Below are 19,482 nucleotides of genomic sequence, written 5' to 3' on the forward strand. Positions count from 1 at the left end.
GTGTCCCGCGAAAAGCACGTCGCCGTCGCGTACGACTGCCTGTTCCCCTACTCCACGGGCGGGGGCGAACGGCAGTATCGCGCGGAGGCCGTCGAGCTCGCCCAGAAGGGGTTCGAGGTCGACTACCTCACCGCGGCGCAGTGGGACGGCCCGGCCCCGGTCGAGGACGCGTTCCGCATCGTCCCCGTCACCGGGCGACTCTCGCTCTACTCGGATGACGGGGTGCGCCGCATCCCCGCGGCCCTCCGGTACGCCGGTTCGCTGTTCGGCGCTCTCCTGCGCCGCCGTCGCCGCTACGCCGCGGTGATCGTCAGCGGTCTGCCGATCTTCAACGTCTTCGCCGCGCGGGCGGCGCTGCTGGGTTCGGGGACGAAGCTCGTCGTCGACTACCTCGAGGTCTGGCACCGTCGTCAGTGGGTCGAATACTCCGGTCCGGTGACCGGAACGATCGCGTGGCTGCTGCAGCGGGCCGCGATCGCGATCACGCCGATCGCGACCTGCCATTCGCAGCTCTCGGCCACCCGGCTGCGACGCGAGGGCCTCCGCGGAGAACCGCTGGTCAGCCCCGGACTCATCGACGGTGCCGCCGAGGTGCCGCCGCCGGCTCCGGCCGCGGCTCCGCCCTACGTGATCTACGTCGGTCGCCACATCCCCGACAAGCGCGTCGAGGTGCTCCCCGCCGCCGTCGCCGCCGCTCGCGAGAGCATCCCCGACCTGCGACTCGTCGTCCTGGGCACCGGTCCGAGCTCCGACGCCGTGCGCGCCGAGGTCCGCCGCGTGGGCGGCGAGGCCTGGACGCGGTTCCCGGGCTTCGTCTCCGACGCCGAACTCGACGAGCTGCTGCACGGGGCCGCGTGCCTGGTGAACCCCTCCCGCCGCGAGGGCTACGGACTCGTCGTCGTCGAGGCCAACGCCCAGGGCGTTCCCGTCGTGCTCGTCGCCGACGAGGGCAACGCCTCGACCGAACTCATCGACGACGGCGTCAACGGCGTCGTCTCCCCGACCACCTCGCCCGCCGACCTCGCCCGGGCCATCCGGGTCGCCGTCGACGGCGGTGACGACCTGCGCCGCTCCGCGCGCGCCTGGTACGACACCGCCGTCGGCACCCGCACCATCCGCCGCACCGTGGAAGGGATCCTGTCGGCACTGCCGCTGTCGACGCCCGCCGCGGTGAAGACGAAAGAAGACAGCCCGTGACCACTCCCGCTCCCACGGACGTCGAACTGACGATCCTCATGCCCTGCCTCAACGAGGCCGAGACCCTCGAGGTCTGCATCCGCAAGGCGCAGGGCTTCCTGCAGCGCAGCGGCATCCGCGGTGAGGTCCTCATCTCCGACAACGGCAGCACCGACGGCTCCCAGGCGATCGCCGAAGGACTCGGCGCCCGCGTGTCGCACGCCCCGCGCCGCGGGTACGGCGCGGCCCTCATCAACGGCATCGAGCAGGCGCGTGGGACGTACGTCATCATGGCGGATGCCGACGACAGCTACGACTTCGAGAACCTCGAGCCGTTCGTCGACCGCCTCCGCGCCGGAGCCGACCTCGTCATGGGCAACCGCTTCCGCGGCGGGATCGCCCCGGGCGCCATGCCTCCGCTGCACAAGTATCTCGGCAACCCGGTGCTGTCGTTCATCGGCGAGCTGTTCTTCCGTCCCGGCATCCGCGACTTCCACTGCGGTCTGCGTGGCTTCAACCGTGCGCGCATCCGCCATCTCGACCTGCAGACCACGGGGATGGAGTTCGCCTCCGAGATGGTCGTGCGCGCCTCCCTCGCGCGATACCGCATCGAAGAGGTGCCGACGACGCTGAAGAAGGACGGCCGCTCGCGGCCGCCGCACCTGCGCAGCTGGCACGACGGCTGGCGCCACCTCCGCTTCCTGCTGCTGTTCGCCCCGCGCTGGCTCTTCGTCTACCCCGGGCTGGTGGCGTTCTTCCTCGGCGCGATCGCCGTGGGTGTCCTCTCCTTCGGCGGGATCAATGTCGGCGGCGTCGGATTCGACGTCACGACGATGGTCTACGCCAGCGCCCTGTGCGTGATCGGGTTCCAATCGCTGCTGTTCTTCTGGTTGACAAAGCTCTACGCCACGCAGGAGGGGTTCCTCCCCACCAGCGAGCGTTATCGCCGGATCGTGGCGAAGTGGTCGGCCGAGCGCGGCCTGCTCATCGGCGTCGGACTCTTCGTCCTCGGCGTGGTGATAGGCATCGTGCAGGTCATCCTGTGGGGCAGCCTCGACTTCGGGCAGCAGAATGCGGCCCAGGCCGTGCGCATCGCCGTGCCGAGCGCGCTGCTGATCATCCTCGGTTTCCAGACCGTGATGATGAGCTTCTTCTCGGGCGTCCTCACCACGCCCCGGCGCGAGCAGCGCCCCGAAGCCGTCATCGAGAGCTGATCGCCGTGCGGATCCTCGTCGATCTGCTCGGCTACACCGGCGGTCGCGGCGGCACCGAGACGTACGTGCGCGAGCTGCTGCCGCGCCTGGCCGAAGAGATGCCGGATGCCGACTTCGTCGCCCTGACCGGAGCGTCCGGCGCCGCCGGGGTGCGGGCGTTCTTCCCGGGCGAGGTGCGCGTCGTCGAGTGGGTCGGCGACGGACGTGCCTCGTGGGCCGCGGGTGAGATCGTCGCGGTGGAGCGGGCGGCGAAAGCGACGGATGCCGACCTCGTGTGGAGCCCCGCGAACTTCGGTCCCCTGACCGCCGGCGCCGTCCCCCGCGTGGTGTCGGTGCATGACGTCATTTACCACGAGGTGCCCGGCGCCGGTCTCGAGCGGATCACGCGCGCCGTGACGGCCTGGCTCATGACCCGCACCGCGCAGACCGCGCGGGAGGTCGTCACCGTCTCCTCCACGGCGGCGAGCGCGATCTCCCGTCATCTCGGCGTCGCGCGCGAGCGCATCACGGTCGTGCACAACGGCGGGAGCGACATCACCCGCGTCGACGACCCCTGGCGTCTGCTGGCACCCCTCGGCATCCATCAGGGAAGACCGCTCCTGCTGTCGACGGGCAACCGGATGCCGCACAAGAACTTCGCGGGTCTGCTGGCCGCTGTGGCGCGGATCCCCGCCGATCGGCGTCCTCTCACGGTGATCGCGGGCGGAGGCGCTGACGACCCGCTGCGCCCGACGGTGGAGAAGCTCGGACTCGCCGACGACGTGATCCTGCCCGGATGGGTCGGCGACGACCAGCTGCGGGCGCTGTACCAGGTGGCCGACGTCTACGCGTGCCCCTCGCTCACCGAGGGCTTCGGCCTGCCCGTCGTCGACGCGCTCGGCGCGGGAGTACCCGTGGTGGCCCACGACACCGCGGTGCTGCGCGAAGTCGGCGGGAAGTGGGCGCGCTACGCCGACGCGACGGATCCCGCCGTGTTCGCCCGGGCGATCCTCGCGGTGCTGTCCCTCGACGACGAGACGCGCGCGGCGCTGCGCACGGGCGGGCGGGAGTGGGCGGGCCGCTTCAGCTGGTCGGCTGCGGCCGTCGCCCTCTCGGTCGTGTTCCGTCGCACGGCGGCGCGGGGGAACAGCCGTGGCTGAACCGGCGTCCCTGCGCTCGCGACTGTTCGGCTTCACGCTGATCCCGGCGGTCGCGGCGGTGTCGCCCCTCGTGGTGCTGCCGGCCGTCTCCCGCGCGGCGCCCGACGGCTGGTCCAGCGCGATCGCGGGTGAGTCGATCGGGACGTTCGCCGCCATCGCCGTGGCCTACGGGTGGACGACGGTGGGACCGGCCCTCGTGTCGATCGCGGCCGACGACGTGCGTCGCGGTCGCCTCTACCGCGATGCGCTCGTCGTGCGGTTGGCGACCTCGATCATCGCCCTGCCCGCCCTCGTCGTGGTCTGCGCCCTCGTCGCGAGTCCCGGGTACGGGCTGCTCGCCGCCCTCATGGGGCTGCAGGGCGCGATGATCGCCCTGTCGTTCACATGGTTCTCGGTGGGCGTGGGCGACCCGCGGTCGATCCTCTTCTACGACGCAATCCCGCGGCTCGTGGTAGCCGTGGGGTCGATGCTCGCGATCGTCAACGGCGCTCCCGTCGAGGTCTACCCGATGGCCGGCATCGCGGTCACGGTGGTCGGGACGACGCTGTTCTCGCTGCGCCTGCTGCGCCGGTATCCGTCGGCGTGGCCGCCCGTCCGCGAGATCCCGGGCCTCTTCCGGGTCGGCGCGCCGGTGGCGCTGAACGATGCCGCCCTGGGGGCGTACTCCGCCGTGCCCACGCCGCTCGTGAACGTGCTGTCGGTCGGGACGGCCGCCTCCGGCTTCGCCTCGGCCGACAAGATGGCCAAGCTCGGGCAGTTCCTCCCGCTCACCCTGGCCAACGCCCTGCAGTCGTGGTCGGCCGAGGTCACGGGGCCCGCGCGGCGGTCGCGGCTGCGACTGGCGCTGCTGATGCACGGCGGCTTCGGCGTGCTCGGGATGCTCGTGCTCGGCTTCGCCGGTCCCCCGGTCAGCGCGCTCATGTTCGGCGAGCCGGCGGCGGCGCCTTTCCTGGTCTGCCTGGCGCTCGGCGTCGCCTTCGCCCTGTTCTCCCTGCGCACCTCGATGACGCGGCACGTGCTCTTCCCCGCGGGTGAGCAGCATGCCGTGATGCGGGCCACCGTGACGGCCACCGTCGTCGGCATCCCCCTCATGATCGGCGCGGGCCTGCTCCTCGGCCCCGTAGGGGTGGCCGCCGGGCTGGCCGTGACCGAGGCGATCTCCACGCTCATCCTGGTCGGGCGCACGCGCCGCCAGGTCGACCTCGTCGCCGCCGAGGCACCCACCCCGTGATCTCACCGACAGCTCGAAGGGCAGGTCTCGCATGACCGACGCACCCGACATCGACATCGTCATCCCCGTGTACGGCGGGTGGGATTTCGTGCGCTCGTGCCTGCTCGCGGCCACCCGGCAGAGCGTCGCGGCGCGGATCATCGTCGTCGACGACCACTCCCCCGACGACACCGCCGACCGCGTCGCCGCCGAGTTCCCCGAGGTCACCCTCATCCGCAACGACCGCAACCTCGGCTTCGCCCGCGCGTGCAACGTGGGTCTGGCGGCCGGTTCGGCGCGACTGGTCATGCTGGTCAACAGCGACGTCGTCCTCGAGCCGGATGCCGTGGAGCGTGTGCTCGCGGCGATGACCGCCGACGCGGAGTCGCGTCGCGTCGGTAGCGGAGCGACTCTCCTGTTGGCCCCCGACGGCAGCGTCGATTCCTACGGCATCGTCGCCGACGTCACGGGAGCGGGTTTCGTGCGCTTCCACGGGGCGGAGCCGGCGGCGGCGGACCCCGTCGATCCCCCCGTTCTCGGGCCGTACGGAGCCGTCGCCGTCTACGTCCGTGCCGCCCTCGACGAGGTCGGCCTGTTCGACACCCACATCTTCATGTACGGCGAAGAACTCGATCTCGCGTTCCGGCTGCGCGCGGCGGCGTGGGAGTGCGTCGCGATCGAGGGCCCCCTCGGCACGCACCTCGGCGGGGCCAGCGCGGGCCGGGAGTCGGCTCGCCAGCGTCGTCTGTCGGGCTTCGCACGCGGCTACCTGCTGCGCAAGTACGGCGTGCTCCGTTCGCGCTGGGCGCTGCGCGCGCTGGCCGTCGAGCTGGTCGTCAGCGCCGCGCGCCTCGTGCTGCGACGAGACGTCCTCTCGCTCCGCGGTCGGTGGGAGGGCTGGCGCCGCGGCGCCGCCGCGCCCACCGCGGTCCTGCCGCTCGACGCGGTCGACCGCACGATCGGCCTGCGCAAATCAATGCGCATGCGCGGCGACCGATACTGGGCCGATCGCCCCGTCTCGCCGCGGTGACGGCATCCGGGTGTCGCCCAGGCGGGCCCGCCGTCCCGTCCCCCGTCCGCACGGGCCGGGTGGCCCAACTCTCGCCCGGGCGGGCCGGCGGGCCCGCGTCTCGCTCGGGAGGGCCTGACGCCCTGCCTAGACTCGAAGAGTGCTGACCGCCCTCCGCTCGCGCGTGCGCGCCGCGCGCGACTTGCCGCTGCTCCGCCCGCTCGTCGCCCGCGCCGACCGGCTGTGGTGGGCGCGGGTCATTCGCCGCGCCGGGGTCGTCGACCTCGAATACGTGCGCGCCCAGGTCGGGCGACCGCTCAGCGAGGCCGCGGCCGTCCGACGGTACGTCGACGGCGGCTTCCGCGAGGGCCTGCGCCTGTCGCCGCTCTTCGTCGACACGGCGGTCGGTGACCACCTGCCCGAGGCATGGCGCGTGCCCGCGCTCTACGCCTACCTCGTCGCCGATCCGCGCGGCCTGCAGGTGAGCCCGCTGTGGGATGCCGTGGCCTACGGCACCGCTCATCCCGAGGCGTGGGAGGCTCCCGGCGGACCTCTCGGCCACGCCTGGCGCCACCGCGAGACGCACTCGCTCCCCCTCGGTCCGCGATCCGAGCCCGCTGCGGCATCCTGGCCCGACTTGTCGCGCGTGATCGTCGAGGCCGCCCGTCGCGCCCGAGTGGGCGGCGAGGTCGGCCCGGCGCCGTCGGCGGAGCCCGTCGATCGCGAGTTGATCGTCGCGATCGGCCCCGAGGAATGGGACTTCGACGAGTCCTTCGCCGAGGCGGTGGCCTTCGCGGACGCCGCCGATCAGGGCGTCGCGATCGCCGTGCTCGACGACCGCGTCGAAGACTGGATGCTCGCCTCCGTGCTCGCGGCGGGGCATCCGCGCGTGCGCGTCGCCCGACGACGTCACGACGACGCGAGCGCCGCCCTCGACGAGCTGCTGGTGAGCTCGCGCGCCGAGATCGTCGTCGTGCGCGGACCCAATCAGACCCTCACCGCGACCGACGCCGCACGCCTCGCCGAACGCATCGAGACGCTGCCCGCCGATGCGGTGGTCGGTCCCGTGTGGAGGGACGGCGACGGCACGATCGCCGCGGTCGGCGCGGGAGCGGACGGCCGTTTCCTCGCGGGGCACCCGATCGAAGACCTCGGCGCCTTCGGTTCCGCGACCCATCTGGAGGTACCGGCGCTGGCGGGGACGACGTTCGCCGCGCGGCGCTCTCGCGTCACCGCTGCCCTCCGCGGAGCCGATGCGGCCGCACACCTCGACGGGCCGGCCGTCGTCGCGCTCGACATCGAAACCCGCACGCGGTCGATCGCCGCGCCGGCGGACCTCCCCCCGACCCTCTCCGGCGGCGACGATCTGCTGAGCCGGGCGGGCTGGGAGCGTGTGGCCACGGGCCCCTTGCCGCGGGTGCGTCGCCCGCAGCGCGAGGTGGACCTGCCCGACGGCGAGCGCGTCCCCGTCTTGCGGTGGGCGCTGCGCACGGCCGCCCCCGTCGGCCCGCGCGCCGAGGGGTGGGGCGACACGCACTTCGCCCGCGCCCTCGCGGCGGCCCTCCGGCGCCTGGGACAGGAGGTCGTCATCGATGCCTACCCCGCCCGCGAGCGCCCCACACGCCACCTCGACGACGTCACGGTGGCCCTGCGCGGACCCGAACCGCTCGAAGCCTCCGATGTCGGGACCTCCCTGCTGTGGGTCATCAGCCATCCCGACGAGATTGGGGCGGCCGACGTGGCCGGCTTCGACGAGGTCTTCGCCGCGTCGGCTCCGTGGGCGCGCTCGACCGGCCGCGCGCTCGGCGTCGCGATCACCCCCCTGCTGCAGTGCACGGACGCGACCCGCTTCCTCCCCGCGGGGCGCGCGCGCGGCCGTGACATCCTCTTCGTCGGGACGGCGCGCGGCATCCTTCGTCCCTCCGTCGTCGAGCCGATCCGCGCGGGGGTGCCCGTGACGGTGATCGGCCCCGACTGGCGCGGATGGATCCCCGCCGAGCGCATCGCCGCCACCGGGGTGCGCAACGACGACCTCCCGGCCCTCTACGAGAGCGCGGGCGTGGTGTTGAACGACCATTGGCCCGCCATGCAGGAACGCGGGTTCATCGGCAACCGCCTGTTCGACGTCGTCGCCGCCGGCGGCCGCGCGATCAGCGACCGCGTCGAGGGGATCGACGAGCTCTTCGACGGGGTCGTACACACGTGGGACACCGTGCCCGAACTCATCGACCTGCTCTCCGGTGACCTCGACGCCGTCTTTCCCGATCGTGCCCGGGCGGATGCCGTCTCGGCGCGCATCCGAGCCGATCACTCCTTCGACGCTCGCGCACGGACGCTGCTCGACGCGGCGCTGCGGCGCCGCTGACGGGCCGGCCGGCGGGCGTGCACACGGTCGACGTTCCGCGAGGGTGGACGGGACCGACACGACCCCATGCCGTCTCGGGCGGCGCGTCGCGGCTGGCACAATGGAACCCATGCCTTCGGAGACCCCCTCGCGACGTGGCGGATGGTTCTCCCGGCTCTGGTCGTCGAGTCTCGTGCGGTACCTCGTCATGGGCGGGCTGTCCTTCGCCTTCGACTTCGGCCTGCTCTGGCTGCTGTACGACATCGCCGGCGTCCCGCTCCCGGTGGCGACGCCCACCGCATTCCTCGCGAGCTTCGTCGTGACGTACACCTTGCAGCGCTTGTTCGCATTCCGCGCGACGGATTCCGTCGCACCCAGCGTCGTCCGGTACGCCCTGCTCGTCATCGCCAATACGGCCCTGACCACCGGCATCGTCGCTGTCGCCGACGAGGCGGGCTGGTCCTGGGCCTTCGGCAAGGTCGTCGCCGTCGCGGTCACCACCGTGGGCAACTACTTCGCGTACCGCTACTGGGTCTTCGCCCGTCCGAAAGGTTCTCCTACGCATGTATAAAGGCGCCATGATCGCCGCGGTCGTCCCCGCGTACAAAGAAGAGAAGATGATCGCGCGCGTCATCGAGACCATGCCGGACTTCGTCGACCACATCGTCATCGTCGACGACTGCAGCCCCGACGACACCAGCGGCGCCGTGAACCGAGCGGACGACGGGCGCGTCACCCTGATCCGCCACGAGGTGAACCAGGGCGTCGGCGGAGCGATCATCACCGGCCACCGCACGGCGCTCGAATTGGGCAGCGATGTCAACGTCATCATGGCGGGCGACGCCCAGATGGACCCCGCCTATCTGCCCGCGCTACTGGATCGTGTGGTCGAGGACGGCTACGGCTTCGCGAAGGCGAACCGCTTCTACTCCCCCGAATCATTCACTGGGATGCCGGGCTACCGCGTCTTCGGCAACATCGCCCTGTCGTTCATCACGAAGCTGTCGTCCGGGTACTGGAACCTCTTCGATCCCCAGAACGGGTACACCGCCATCCGTTCGGAGGCGCTGCGGCGGGTACCGCTGGAGCGCGTGGCCAAACGCTACAGCTTCGAGAACGACCTTCTGATCCACCTCAACATCCTGCAGGTCTCGGCCGTCGACGTGCCGATCCCCGCCGTCTACGGCGACGAGGTCTCGAGCATCAAGCTGAGCAAGGTCATCCCCGAGCTGATGCACCGACTGACCGTCGGCTTCTGGCACCGCATCTGGTACCGCTACGTGCTGTGGTCGTTCTCGCCGATCGCCCTGCTGCTGTTCCTCGGACTGCTGTTCCTCGGGTTCGGTCTCATCGTGACGATCTGGTTGTTCTTCCAGATCCTCGGCTCGGTGATCGCCACGGCCGCCACCGTGATGCTGGCGGCGCTCCCCCTCATGTTGGGAACCCAACTGCTCATCAGCGCCCTGCAACTCGACATCCAGGCGACGCCGTCGACGCCCGAACACCCGCCCTTCACCGCGCGCTGACGCCGTCTCGAACGGCGGAATGCCCCGATACTCGACGTAGCATCGGGGCATTCTCGCGTCGGGATCAGAGGGATGCCGCGACCGGCTCCGTGGGGCGCACCAGGCGCCCGTCGTCGGATGCCGACTCGAGCGACGCCTCGACGACGCGCAGCACGTGAACGGCCTCGCGCATGGTCGACAAGGCGGTGCTCTCGCCGTTGACCGCGTCGCGGAACGCCTCGAGTTCCGCGCGCAAAGGCTCGCGCTTGGGGAAGGCGAAGCGGGTGACGTCGCCCTCCGAGACCCCCCGGAACGTCGAGACCGATTCCCACTCGAGCGCGGCCGTGCCGTTGCGGTGCAGGGTCAGGTCGGCCGTGGCGGTGTCGGCGATGAACGTACCCCGTTCACCGGTCACGACCGTGACGCGCTCCTTCATCGGGCTCAGCCAGTTGATGAGGTGGTTGACGACGGCTCCGTCGGTCAGCCGACCCGAGATCGCGATCATGTCCTCGAACGAGCGACCGCTTTGGAAGGCGGTCTGCGCGGACACTGCGGCGTACCCCGACTGCGCGACCCAGGCCGTGAGGTCGATGTCGTGAGTCGCCAGGTCTTTCGCGACCCCGACGTCGCCGATGCGTGCCGGGAACGTGCTCTGCCGCCGCGTTGCGATCTGGTAGACGTCGCCGATCTCGCCCTCTGCCAGGCGCGCGCGGAGCTGCTGGAGAGCGGGGTTGAACCGCTCGACGTGCCCGACGGCGCCGACGAGACCCCGCGACTCGAAGAGATCGGCCAGCGCCTGCCCGTCCTCGGAGCTGTCGGCGATCGGCTTCTCGACCAGCACGTGCACGTCGGACTGCGCGAGGGCGGCCGCCGCCTCCGCGTGGAAGCGCGTCGGCACCGCGACCACGGCGATGTCGAGACCGGCGGATGCCAACCGTGAGACGTCGGGCAGCACCTCCAGGCCTCCCGCGACACCGTGCGGATCTCCCGCCGGGTCGGCGACGGCGACGAGTTCGACGCCCTCGATCTCGCGCAGGAGCCTTGCGTGGTGACGCCCCATCATGCCGAGGCCGAGCAGACCCGCACGCAGGACCGCGCTCATGCTCCCGCTCCCGCGACGGCGGTGACGGCCGCGACGATGCGTCCGAGGTCGTCGTCGCTCAGCGAGGGGTGCACCGGGAGCGACACGACCTCGCGCGCGGCGATCTCGGTCTGCGGGAGATCCAGCCCCGGCGCGAAGCGCGCCAGCGAGGGCAGACGATGGTTCGGGATCGGGTAGTAGACCCCGCTGCCGACCTGGTGCTCCTCGCGGAGGGCACGAACGAATCCGTCACGATCGTCTCGCACCCGGATGGTGTACTGGTGATAGACGTGGTGAACGCCCTCCGCGACCGCGGGGGTCGTGACGCCGGACAGGTGGGAGTCCAGGAACGCCGCGTTCTGCCGACGTCGGGAGGTCCAGGCGTCGACCTTGGTCAGCTGCACCCGTCCGATCGCGGCGTGCAGATCGGTCATGCGCGCGTTGAAGCCGACGATCTCGTTCTCGTACTGGCGCTCCATCCCCTGGTTGCGCAGCAGACGGAGCATGCGTGCAATCTCGGGGGATCCGGCGGTGACCATGCCCCCCTCGCCGCTGGTCATGTTCTTCGTCGGGTAGAGCGAGAACATCGTGAAGGAACCGAAGGTGCCGACGGGGCGGCCGTCGATCTTCGCCCCGTGAGCCTGCGCGGCATCTTCGAAGAGCGCGATGCCGTGTCGCTCCGCCAGCGCGGAGAGCGCGACCATGTCGGCGGGGTGACCGTAGAGGTGCACGGGCATGATCGCCCGCGTCTTCGGGGTGATGGCCGCCTCCACGCTCGCGACGTCGAGCGTGTAAGTGACGGGATCGATGTCGGCGAACACCGGGGTCGCCCCCGTGAGCGCCACGGAGTTGCCCGTCGCCGCGAAGGTGAAGGACGGCACGATGACCTCGTCGCCGGGGCCGATACCGCAAGCCAACAGCCCGAGGTGCAGGCCCGAGGTCCCCGAGTTGACGGCCACCGTCTCGCGACCGTCGACGAAGTGGTCGGCGAACTCGCGCTCGAATGCGGCGACTTCGGGCCCCTGGGCGATCATGCCGCTGCGGAGAACGCGATCGACCGCGGCTCGCTCGTCGTCGCCGATGAGCGGCTTCGCTGCGGGGATGAGATCAGGCACGTGTTTCCTCCTTGAGTGCGCCGTCGAGCTCGACGAAGCGTGCGCCGGTGCGCGGGCAGGTCCACACCCCGTCGTGCTGCGCCAGCGGCACGCCGGCAGGTCCGACCCAGCCGATGCGCTTCGCCGGCACCCCCGCGACCAGCGCGAAGTCGGGGACGTCTTTCGTGACGACCGCTCCGGCAGCGACGGTGGCCCACCGGCCGACGACGACCGGGGCCACGCAGGTCGCGTGCGCCCCGATGGACGCTCCTTCGCGAACGGTCACTCCGACCGGTGTCCAATCGGACGCCGACTTGGGCGATCCGTCGGGGTTCACCGCGCGAGGATGGGTGTCGTTCGTGAACACGACGGCCGGGCCGACGAAGACACCCCGCTCCAGCCGTGCCGGCTCGTAGACCAGTGCGTGGTTTTGGATCTTGCAGTTGTCGCCCACCTGGACGCCCGATCCGATGTACACGCCGCGTCCGATGACGCAACCGGTGCCGACGACGGCGCCCTCGCGCACCTGTGCCAGGTGCCAGACGGAGGTGCCGTCACCGATGACGGCACCCGTCACATCAGCGGATGGATCGATGCGGGGGGACGTCTGCGCGGACGGATCTGTGGTGTGGTGCACGGCGGACCAGTTTATCGGGACGGGGTGCCGCCATCAGGGCGCCACCCGGAGGGTGAGTCAGACCGAGGACGCTCCGACGAAGGCGACGCTCGCCGCCACCGTGCCCACGGTCACGTCGTCTCGCGTCTTGACGGTGAAGAGCGCTCCCTGCGCCAGGCCGTGGCTGCTCGGCTCGCTCACCCCGGCGGCGTTGGCGTTGACGTAGTACTGACCGGCACCGAGATTCACCGCGGCGACCCGCAGATCGACGGCGACCGGACCCTCGATGGGATCCAGACGGTGCTCGAGCATCTCGGTGTTCGACGCGAGCACCATGTGCCCGAGAGGCGTGTCGATGCTGAAGCCGAGCTCCCATCGCTCGATCGACTTCATGGAGTCCACGTGGACGCGGATCGTCAGGGGATCGCCCTCGTTCACGACCTTCGTGGGCGAACCGTCGTCGGCGAGCAGTTCGACGCGCTTCACCTGGATCGGGTGCACCGTCTGTTCGGGCGGAGCTTCACCCACCCGGCGACCCTCGAGCACGTCGCGCAGGGCTCCGATGGCGGCGCGGGTCTCGCCGTCGAAGACGACGGCTCCGTCCTTGAGGACGATGCCCCGGTCGCAGAGTTCCGCGACCTGCTGCGCGGAGTGCGTCACGAGGATGATGGTGCGCCCCTGGGCGCGGAACTCCGCGATGCGGTCCATGCATTTGCGCTGGAAGGTCTCGTCGCCCACGGCGAGGACCTCGTCGACGAGCAGCACGTCCGGGTCGGTGTGAATGGCGACCGCGAACGCCAAGCGCACGTACATGCCGGAGGAGTAGAACTTCACCGCTGTGTCGATGAAGTCACCGATCCCGCTGAACTCCACGATGTTGTCGAATTCGCGGTCGATCTCCTCGCGCGTCATGCCGAGGATCGAGGCGTTGAGGTACACGTTCTCGCGACCGCTCAGGTCGGGGTGGAAGCCCGCCCCGAGCTCGAGGAGGGCGGCCATCCGCCCGCGGGTCTCGACGGTCCCCTCCGACGGCGAGAGGATGCCGCCGATGAGCTTGAGCAGCGTGCTCTTGCCGGAACCGTTGGCCCCGAGCAGACCCACGGTCGTCCCGGCCTGGATGGTCAGAGTCACGTCGTCCACCGCGACGAAGTCGCGGCGGTGGGTCTTGCCGAGACGGCCGAAGTGCACGACGCGGTCTTTCAGACTGTTGTCCTTGCGCACCCGGAAGTGCTTCGAGACGGAGGACAGGCGCACGATGTCCGGTGCGGCGGTGGCGGTGTTCGACATCACAGCTCCTGAGCGAAATTGCCCTGCATACGGGTGAAGACGCGGTGCGAGATCACGAGCAGGACGAGGCCGACGAGACCGGCGATGAGCATGCGCAGCCCGAGATTGGCGGGGTAGTCCTCGAGCGTGCCCGCGCCCCAGAAGGCGCGGTGGAAACCGAGGACGGCGATCGTGAGGGGGTTCGCGGCGTACACCTCGAGAACCCACTCGGGCAACTGGAAGCGCGTGATCACGTCCTGCACCATGCGCCACGAGTACACGATGGGAGCGCCCCACATGGCCAGCATGAGTACGACCTCCGTGAGGTACTGGATGTCGCGCAGGTAGACGTTGAGCGCCGACAGCAGCAGCCCGATCGCCAGGCCGTAGACGGTGATCAGGATCACCGACGGGAAGAACCACAGCATCTCCGCCGGCTCCGGGAGCGCGCGGAACAGCAGCGCCGCCACGACGAGGACGCCCAGCTGAACGAGGAACATGAATCCCGCGCCACCGATGCTCGCGAGCGGAAAGATCTCGCGCGGCAGGTAGATCTTCTTGACCAGGCCACCGTTCTGGAGAATCGACCCGGTCGCCCCGAAGACCATGTCATTGAAGAAGACGTAGAGCGTCAATCCCGAGAACAGGTAGACCGCGAAATTGTCGATCCCCTCCGCGGCACGGAGGAACTGACCGAGCACGATGAAATACATCAGGAACTGGATCAGGGGCCGGATCACGGTCCACAGGAATCCCAGGAAGCTGTCGCGGTAGCGCGCCTGCAGGTCGCGGCGCACCAGCAGATTGAGCAGATCGCGTCGGGCGAGTATCTCGCCCACCTTGCCCAGCCGACCCGTGGCACGGCGGCCTCTCGCGTCGACGACCGCGTACGGCGCGTCGGCGATGCGAGCGAACCTCGCCTCGGTCTCCGTGCTCATCGCTGTCCTTCCCGCCGTCGTGTCATCGCTTCTTCCATCGTCTTCCCACTCCATCGGCGACCCGGTGGATCCATCGCCCCGGTCGGCGCTGGGGATCCATCAGCCGTCGCAGCCGGTGCACCGTGCCCATGTGATTGAGGCGCATGTACATCCGGAGGAAATCTTTTCCGGAACCCTTTCCGACGAAGCCCATCGCGCGCAGCCTGTCGATCTTCTCGAAGGCGTATCCCGGCGTTGTCGCCGACATTTCGTCGAGCTTGTAATCGAGCGCCGTGAAGCTGACCGCCGCGTAGTCGGGTGCGACGATCGTCCGGGTGTGGAAGCCGGCCTCGCCTGCCGCATACGACGGCATGCGCTCAAGAATATGCGCGAGGCCGCCGTCCTGGTACGCCTCCGCGCCGCCGAAGTCCGAATAGCGCCAAGAATGCTCGACGAGGATGCCGAGAGCCTCGGGGCGCGCGAAGAACATCGACCCGTAGGGCGCCAACGGAGAGACGTCGTCGAGGGGGACGCGGATGCCGAGCTCGCCGGCGAGTAGCTCGAATCCGGGCTTGTTGGCCCACCACGCCCGTCCGAGCGTCGGATACCCGATGTGGATCATGGGCGGGTAGGCGAGTCCGAGCCCGGGTTCGCGCTGGAACAACGCCACCACGCGCGACGTGTGCTCGTCGTCGTGGAGGAGATTCAGAAACTGCTGCTCGCGGAAGTGCGTACCGACGTTGTAGCCGTCCTGGGGCGTCTTCTTGCTGTGGAGCTTGACCACCAGGTCGTACCGACCGGAGGTCAGCACGTCGCGGCAGCCGATCAGGAAAGCGCTCTGATCGCGACCGTCGTTGGATTCCACGACCCGGACGTCGACCGAGTCGCGGTCCCCCGGGAGCGTGGCGATACGCGCGCGGATTCGCTCGGCGCGCTCGGCGTCGGGCGTCGTGACCACGAGGTCGTAGGGCATCGGGAGCGTGTCGGCCCGCTCGACCATCTCGGCGGTCATCTCGTCGTAGAAGATGTGCGCGATCACGACGACCCGCATCGGGCGGGAGGGATCGTAGGGCGGGTGGTCCGCGCCGATGACGTCCATGAGACCCGCGTCGGCGTTCAGCACCTTGGGTGGCACGTTGCGCGCGAGGTTGGACAGCGCCTTCTCGATCGGGTAGCCGCCCTCGGCGGCGGCATCCAGGGCCCACCTCCCGATGACCGCGTAGCGGTCGAGGAAGGGCGGCCAGTGGAAGAACGGACGACGCTTGAGCACGGGGCACCCGTCGTCGATCAGCGCCCGGGGGGCGAAGAGCGAGGCGTTGACGCACCCGTAGTCGTCGGAGGTGAACGCGACGTCGGCGACGTACCCGGCGTCGCCGAACGCTGCGGCGAACACGATCTCGTGCTGCACCACCGCATCGGTGTACGAGTCCAAAGCGGGCATCTCGCGCCAGTAGCGCTCCCAGCGATCGGACGTGAACATCTCCCGGCGGACCGCGAGCCAGTAGGACTGCAGGTGGTACGGCAATGTGCCCTTGCCGGTGACCGGGTTGTGGTCCTCCTCGGCGTGGTCCGTCATCCCCCAGAAGTGCACGGCACGCGCATTCATCCGCTCGAAGACGGGTCCGAAAGGACGCACCGGACCGAACCACGTGTCGTTGGTGAGCACGATCTCGTCGTACTGCGACAGCTCCTCGCTCAGGTGACGCAGCGCATGTCGCTGGGCACCGATGTCGAAGCCGCTGTTCTCGCGCACGATCACCTCGTCCACGACGGGCTCGAGGCGCGCGCGGCCGGACGGGGTGAGGTCGCCGTTGACCACCGCGACGATGCGCGCGCTGTGGGGACGCAGACCCTCGAGCGCGTGCACGACGTAATCGTCGATGCCGCCGCGTCGGTCGTAGATCGTGTAGATGACCAGCCGGCGGCCCCCATCGGGGAACGCCGCCGGGGGTGAGACTCGCGAACCGCTCACGCGCGGCCCCCTCTCGCCAGCCGACGACCTGCCGCCGCGCCGGCCCGCGCCGTGCGCAGGAGCGCACGCGCGCCCCGCCCGAACGGGCGCATGACCGGATCGAGACGCTCGACGACGTCGTTGTGGTTCGTCTTCATGTGCATGCGGAAGAAGGCGACGGCGCCGGCGATGCCCATCCAGCCGGCTCGATGCAGGAACTGGATCTGCTCGACCGGATAGCCGGGGAGGTTCACCGCGAGCTGGTCGATCTTGTACTCGACCGCAAGATGCGTCAGGCTCGCGTGTTCCGGGTCGAGGACCGTCCGCACGTGGTAACCGTCCTCGCCGGCGGCGGCGGAGATCAACCGTTCGAGCAGTCGCTGCAGATCGGGAACGCGCTCGCGAGAGCGGTCGCGGAAGTCGTGGTAGGCGAACTCCTCGTCGAGGAGGGGCCGCAGGGCAGCCGGACGCCCCGCCCACATCCCCCCGAGCGGCGAGAGCGGCGTCACCCCGTCGAGGGGCACACGGATGCCGAGGCGCTCGGCCATGTCGTGTCCCATCCCTCGGTACCAGGACCAGCCCTCTCCGGTCGTGGCGTATCCCGTCTCGATCACAGGCGGCATGACGACGCCGAGACCCGGCTCGCGCACGAAGAGCGCGAGCATGTTCGCGATGTAGGCGCGGCTGCCGAGGAGGTTGTCGCGCGTGTAGCGACGGAAATACTCCGCGATGGTGCGACCCCGACGCACGGGGAGCCGATCGTGGAGCTTCACGAAGACGTCGTACCCGCCCTGGAGCAGCTCCTCACGGCATCCGATGAGGAACGCGCTCATGTCGCGCCCCTCATCGGAGGGCATGACGCGCACGCGCGCGTCGTGCCCGGTGGCGCCCACCAGCTCTTCCAGAGCGGGGACCAGCGCCGCATCCGACGTCGTCACGATGACGTCGACCGGCGCAGGAAACCACGACAGGCGCTCGACGAGAGGAGCGGACGCCGCTATCCCGGTGGCGTGCAGGACCACCAGCACTCGCAGCGCGGAAGGGTCTTCGGATGCCGTGACGACCGTGCGGGGCAGCACCTCGAGCATCGCGAGATTCGTGTTGATCACCTTCGCGGGAACGGTGCGCGCGAGGTTGTCGAGGATGAGGGCGCTCGGATATCCGTAGCCCTCGATGCTCTCCATGAGCGTGCGGCCGATGACGGCGTGCCGGTCGAGGAAGACCGGCCAATGGAAAAACGGCCGACGCTTGACCAGCGGGCAGCCGTCGTCCAGGAGAAGTGTCGGATTGAACAGCGCCGGGTGATCCGTCGGGTAATCGCCGGACGCGAAGGCGACGGCCGAGGTGAACCCCGCCTGAACGAAGGTCTCGGTGAAAAGGGTCTCGTGCTTGAGGACGGCGTCGAAGTACGACGGCATCGGCGGCAGATCGCGCCAGTACTGCGCCCACCGGTCCGAGAGAAGCATCTCCCGGCGCACGGCGATCCAGAAGGACTGCAGGTGGTAGGGCAGCACACCCTTCCCGGTGAAGGGGTTCGGTTCTTCGCGCGCGTGGTCCGTCATGCCCCAGAAGTCGACGTCGAGGGCATCCATCCGGTCGAAGACGGGCCCGTAGGGACGAACGGGACCGAACCAGGTGTCGTTCGTGAGCACGACCTCGTCGAAGTCGCGCAGACCCGATCCCACGTGATCGAGAGCCTCTTTGTGCGCCCAGATGTCGAATCCGACGTTCTCGCGCACGAGAATTTCGTCGGACACCGGCTCCAGACGCCGTCGCCCTCCCGTCGTCAGAGAGCCATTGACCACGACGAGGACGTGCGCCGCGTGATCGCGCAGACCCTCGAGAGCGTGGACCACGTATTGATCGACACCACCGCGTCGGTCGTACACGACGTAGACGACGAGCCGACGCCCATCCGAGGGGAAGACCACCAGACGCACACCTTTCGGTCCCTCAGCTGCATCCACCGGTACTTCGGATGCGGCAGGGACCTCGACCGCACTCAGACCACCCGAGAGCTTAGATCGGACCGCGGTCGCTTCCCTGTGCAAGGGCCTTGAGGAGGTATGCACCGTAGCCGCTCTTGACCAGCGGTTCGGCGCGCTCGCGCAGTTCGTCGTCGGAGAGGAAGCCCATGCGCCAGGCGACCTCCTCGGGGCAACCGATCGACAGGCCCTGACGCTTCTCGACGGTCCGGATGAACTCGGTGGCCTCGCTGAGCGAATCGAACGTCCCGGTATCGAGCCACGCCGTGCCGCGCGGGAGCAGCTCGACGCGCAGACGTCCCTGCTCGAGATAGGTGCGGTTGACGTCGGTGATCTCGAGCTCGCCGCGCGGCGAGGGGGTGAGATTGCGAGCGATCTCGATCACGTCGTTGTCGTAGAAGTACAGCCCCGGCACGGCGTAGTCGCTCTTGGGGACAGCGGGCTTCTCTTCGAGCGAGACCACGCGGCCCGCGGAATCGAACTCGACGACCCCGTAGGCCGTCGGGTCCGCGACCCGGTATCCGAACACGACACCGCCGTCGAGATCCGTGTACTGGCGCAGGCGGGTGCCCATGCCCTGCCCGTAGAAGATGTTGTCCCCGAGGACCAGGGCCACCGACTCGGACCCGATGTGCTCCTCTCCGAGGAGGAACGCCTGGGCGAGGCCGTCGGGAGACGGCTGCACCTTATAGGTGAGCGAGATACCGAAGCGCGAACCGTCGCCCAGCAGGCGCTGGAACTGCTCGGAGTCCTGGGGCGTCGTGATGATGAGGATGTCGCGGATGCCGGCGAGGATCAGCGTGGAGAGCGGGTAGTAGATCATCGGCTTGTCGTAGACCGGGACGAGCTGCTTCGAGATGCCCAGCGTGATGGGATGAAGTCGCGAGCCCGTGCCGCCCGCCAGAATGATTCCGCGCATGGATTCAGTCTCCCCCATGGCGAGGTGCGCGCCAATCCGCCACCCCTCGGCCGAGC

The 19,482-nt window shown here is 69.8% G+C and carries 16 protein-coding genes; 8 read left to right on the forward strand and 8 right to left on the reverse strand.

The window, feature by feature from the left end; translation table 11 throughout:
- From ACFZA2_RS02765 to ACFZA2_RS02800, 8 genes are all read left to right on the forward strand, one after another.
- On the forward strand, positions 1-1,197 hold the full coding sequence (locus tag ACFZA2_RS02765) for a glycosyltransferase family 4 protein (protein ID WP_391400278.1): 1,197 nt from the start codon (positions 1-3) through the stop codon (positions 1,195-1,197).
- Positions 1,194-2,390: a glycosyltransferase family 2 protein gene (locus tag ACFZA2_RS02770; protein WP_391400281.1), complete on the forward strand. Its 1,197-nt coding sequence runs from the start codon at positions 1,194-1,196 to the stop codon at positions 2,388-2,390. The genes ACFZA2_RS02765 and ACFZA2_RS02770 overlap by 4 nt, the downstream gene beginning before the upstream one ends.
- Before the next feature lie 5 nt (positions 2,391-2,395).
- On the forward strand, positions 2,396-3,529 hold the full coding sequence (locus ACFZA2_RS02775) for a glycosyltransferase family 4 protein (protein ID WP_391400284.1): 1,134 nt from the start codon (positions 2,396-2,398) through the stop codon (positions 3,527-3,529).
- Entirely contained in the window at positions 3,522-4,760 is a 1,239-nt protein-coding gene (locus ACFZA2_RS02780) for a hypothetical protein (RefSeq protein ID WP_391400287.1), read from the forward strand. The genes ACFZA2_RS02775 and ACFZA2_RS02780 overlap by 8 nt, the downstream gene beginning before the upstream one ends.
- Before the next feature lie 31 nt (positions 4,761-4,791).
- Complete coding sequence (locus ACFZA2_RS02785; RefSeq protein WP_391400289.1) at positions 4,792-5,769, forward strand: glycosyltransferase family 2 protein; 978 nt, start codon at positions 4,792-4,794, stop codon at positions 5,767-5,769.
- A 139-nt stretch (positions 5,770-5,908) separates the two neighbouring features.
- Complete coding sequence (locus ACFZA2_RS02790) at positions 5,909-8,113, forward strand: glycosyltransferase (protein ID WP_391400292.1); 2,205 nt, start codon at positions 5,909-5,911, stop codon at positions 8,111-8,113.
- 109 nt (positions 8,114-8,222) lie between these two features.
- The gene (locus ACFZA2_RS02795) at positions 8,223-8,663 is read left to right on the forward strand and encodes a GtrA family protein (protein WP_391400295.1); all 441 of its coding nucleotides are present in this window, start codon (positions 8,223-8,225) and stop codon (positions 8,661-8,663) included.
- Positions 8,664-8,670: 7 nt separating this feature from the next.
- Complete coding sequence (locus ACFZA2_RS02800; protein ID WP_391400298.1) at positions 8,671-9,618, forward strand: glycosyltransferase family 2 protein; 948 nt, start codon at positions 8,671-8,673, stop codon at positions 9,616-9,618.
- 64 nt (positions 9,619-9,682) lie between these two features.
- On the opposite strand, the gene ACFZA2_RS02805 is transcribed toward ACFZA2_RS02800, so the two are convergent.
- The 8 genes from ACFZA2_RS02805 to rfbA all read right to left on the reverse strand — a co-directional run bounded on the left by ACFZA2_RS02805 (position 9,683) and on the right by rfbA (position 19,426).
- Positions 9,683-10,699 carry a Gfo/Idh/MocA family oxidoreductase gene (locus ACFZA2_RS02805; protein ID WP_391400301.1) on the reverse strand — a complete coding sequence of 339 codons (1,017 nt, stop codon included), beginning with the start codon at positions 10,697-10,699 and terminating at the stop codon, positions 9,683-9,685.
- Complete coding sequence (locus ACFZA2_RS02810) at positions 10,696-11,793, reverse strand: DegT/DnrJ/EryC1/StrS family aminotransferase (protein ID WP_391400304.1); 1,098 nt, start codon at positions 11,791-11,793, stop codon at positions 10,696-10,698. The genes ACFZA2_RS02805 and ACFZA2_RS02810 overlap by 4 nt, the downstream gene beginning before the upstream one ends.
- The gene (locus tag ACFZA2_RS02815) at positions 11,786-12,409 is read right to left on the reverse strand and encodes an acyltransferase (RefSeq protein ID WP_391400307.1); all 624 of its coding nucleotides are present in this window, start codon (positions 12,407-12,409) and stop codon (positions 11,786-11,788) included. Before ACFZA2_RS02815 ends, ACFZA2_RS02810 begins: the two co-directional genes overlap by 8 nt.
- Before the next feature lie 57 nt (positions 12,410-12,466).
- The gene (locus tag ACFZA2_RS02820; RefSeq protein WP_391400310.1) at positions 12,467-13,675 is read right to left on the reverse strand and encodes an ABC transporter ATP-binding protein; all 1,209 of its coding nucleotides are present in this window, start codon (positions 13,673-13,675) and stop codon (positions 12,467-12,469) included.
- The gene (locus tag ACFZA2_RS02825; protein ID WP_391400313.1) at positions 13,675-14,592 is read right to left on the reverse strand and encodes an ABC transporter permease; all 918 of its coding nucleotides are present in this window, start codon (positions 14,590-14,592) and stop codon (positions 13,675-13,677) included. The genes ACFZA2_RS02820 and ACFZA2_RS02825 overlap by 1 nt, the downstream gene beginning before the upstream one ends.
- A gap of 22 nt (positions 14,593-14,614) precedes the next feature.
- Positions 14,615-16,543 carry a rhamnan synthesis F family protein gene (locus ACFZA2_RS02830; protein WP_391400316.1) on the reverse strand — a complete coding sequence of 643 codons (1,929 nt, stop codon included), beginning with the start codon at positions 16,541-16,543 and terminating at the stop codon, positions 14,615-14,617.
- A complete protein-coding gene (locus tag ACFZA2_RS02835) occupies positions 16,540-18,453 on the reverse strand; it encodes a rhamnan synthesis F family protein (RefSeq protein WP_391400319.1) in 1,914 nt (637 codons plus the stop codon). The genes ACFZA2_RS02830 and ACFZA2_RS02835 overlap by 4 nt, the downstream gene beginning before the upstream one ends.
- An 88-nt stretch (positions 18,454-18,541) precedes the next feature.
- Positions 18,542-19,426 (reverse strand): glucose-1-phosphate thymidylyltransferase RfbA, encoded by an 885-nt coding sequence (rfbA, locus tag ACFZA2_RS02840; RefSeq protein ID WP_391400322.1) that lies wholly within the window; start codon positions 19,424-19,426, stop codon positions 18,542-18,544.
- Positions 19,427-19,482 lie beyond the last annotated feature (56 nt).

It is taken from the genome of Microbacterium sp. NPDC007973 (assembly GCF_042958465.1).
GTDB lineage: Bacteria > Actinomycetota > Actinomycetes > Actinomycetales > Microbacteriaceae > Microbacterium > Microbacterium galbum.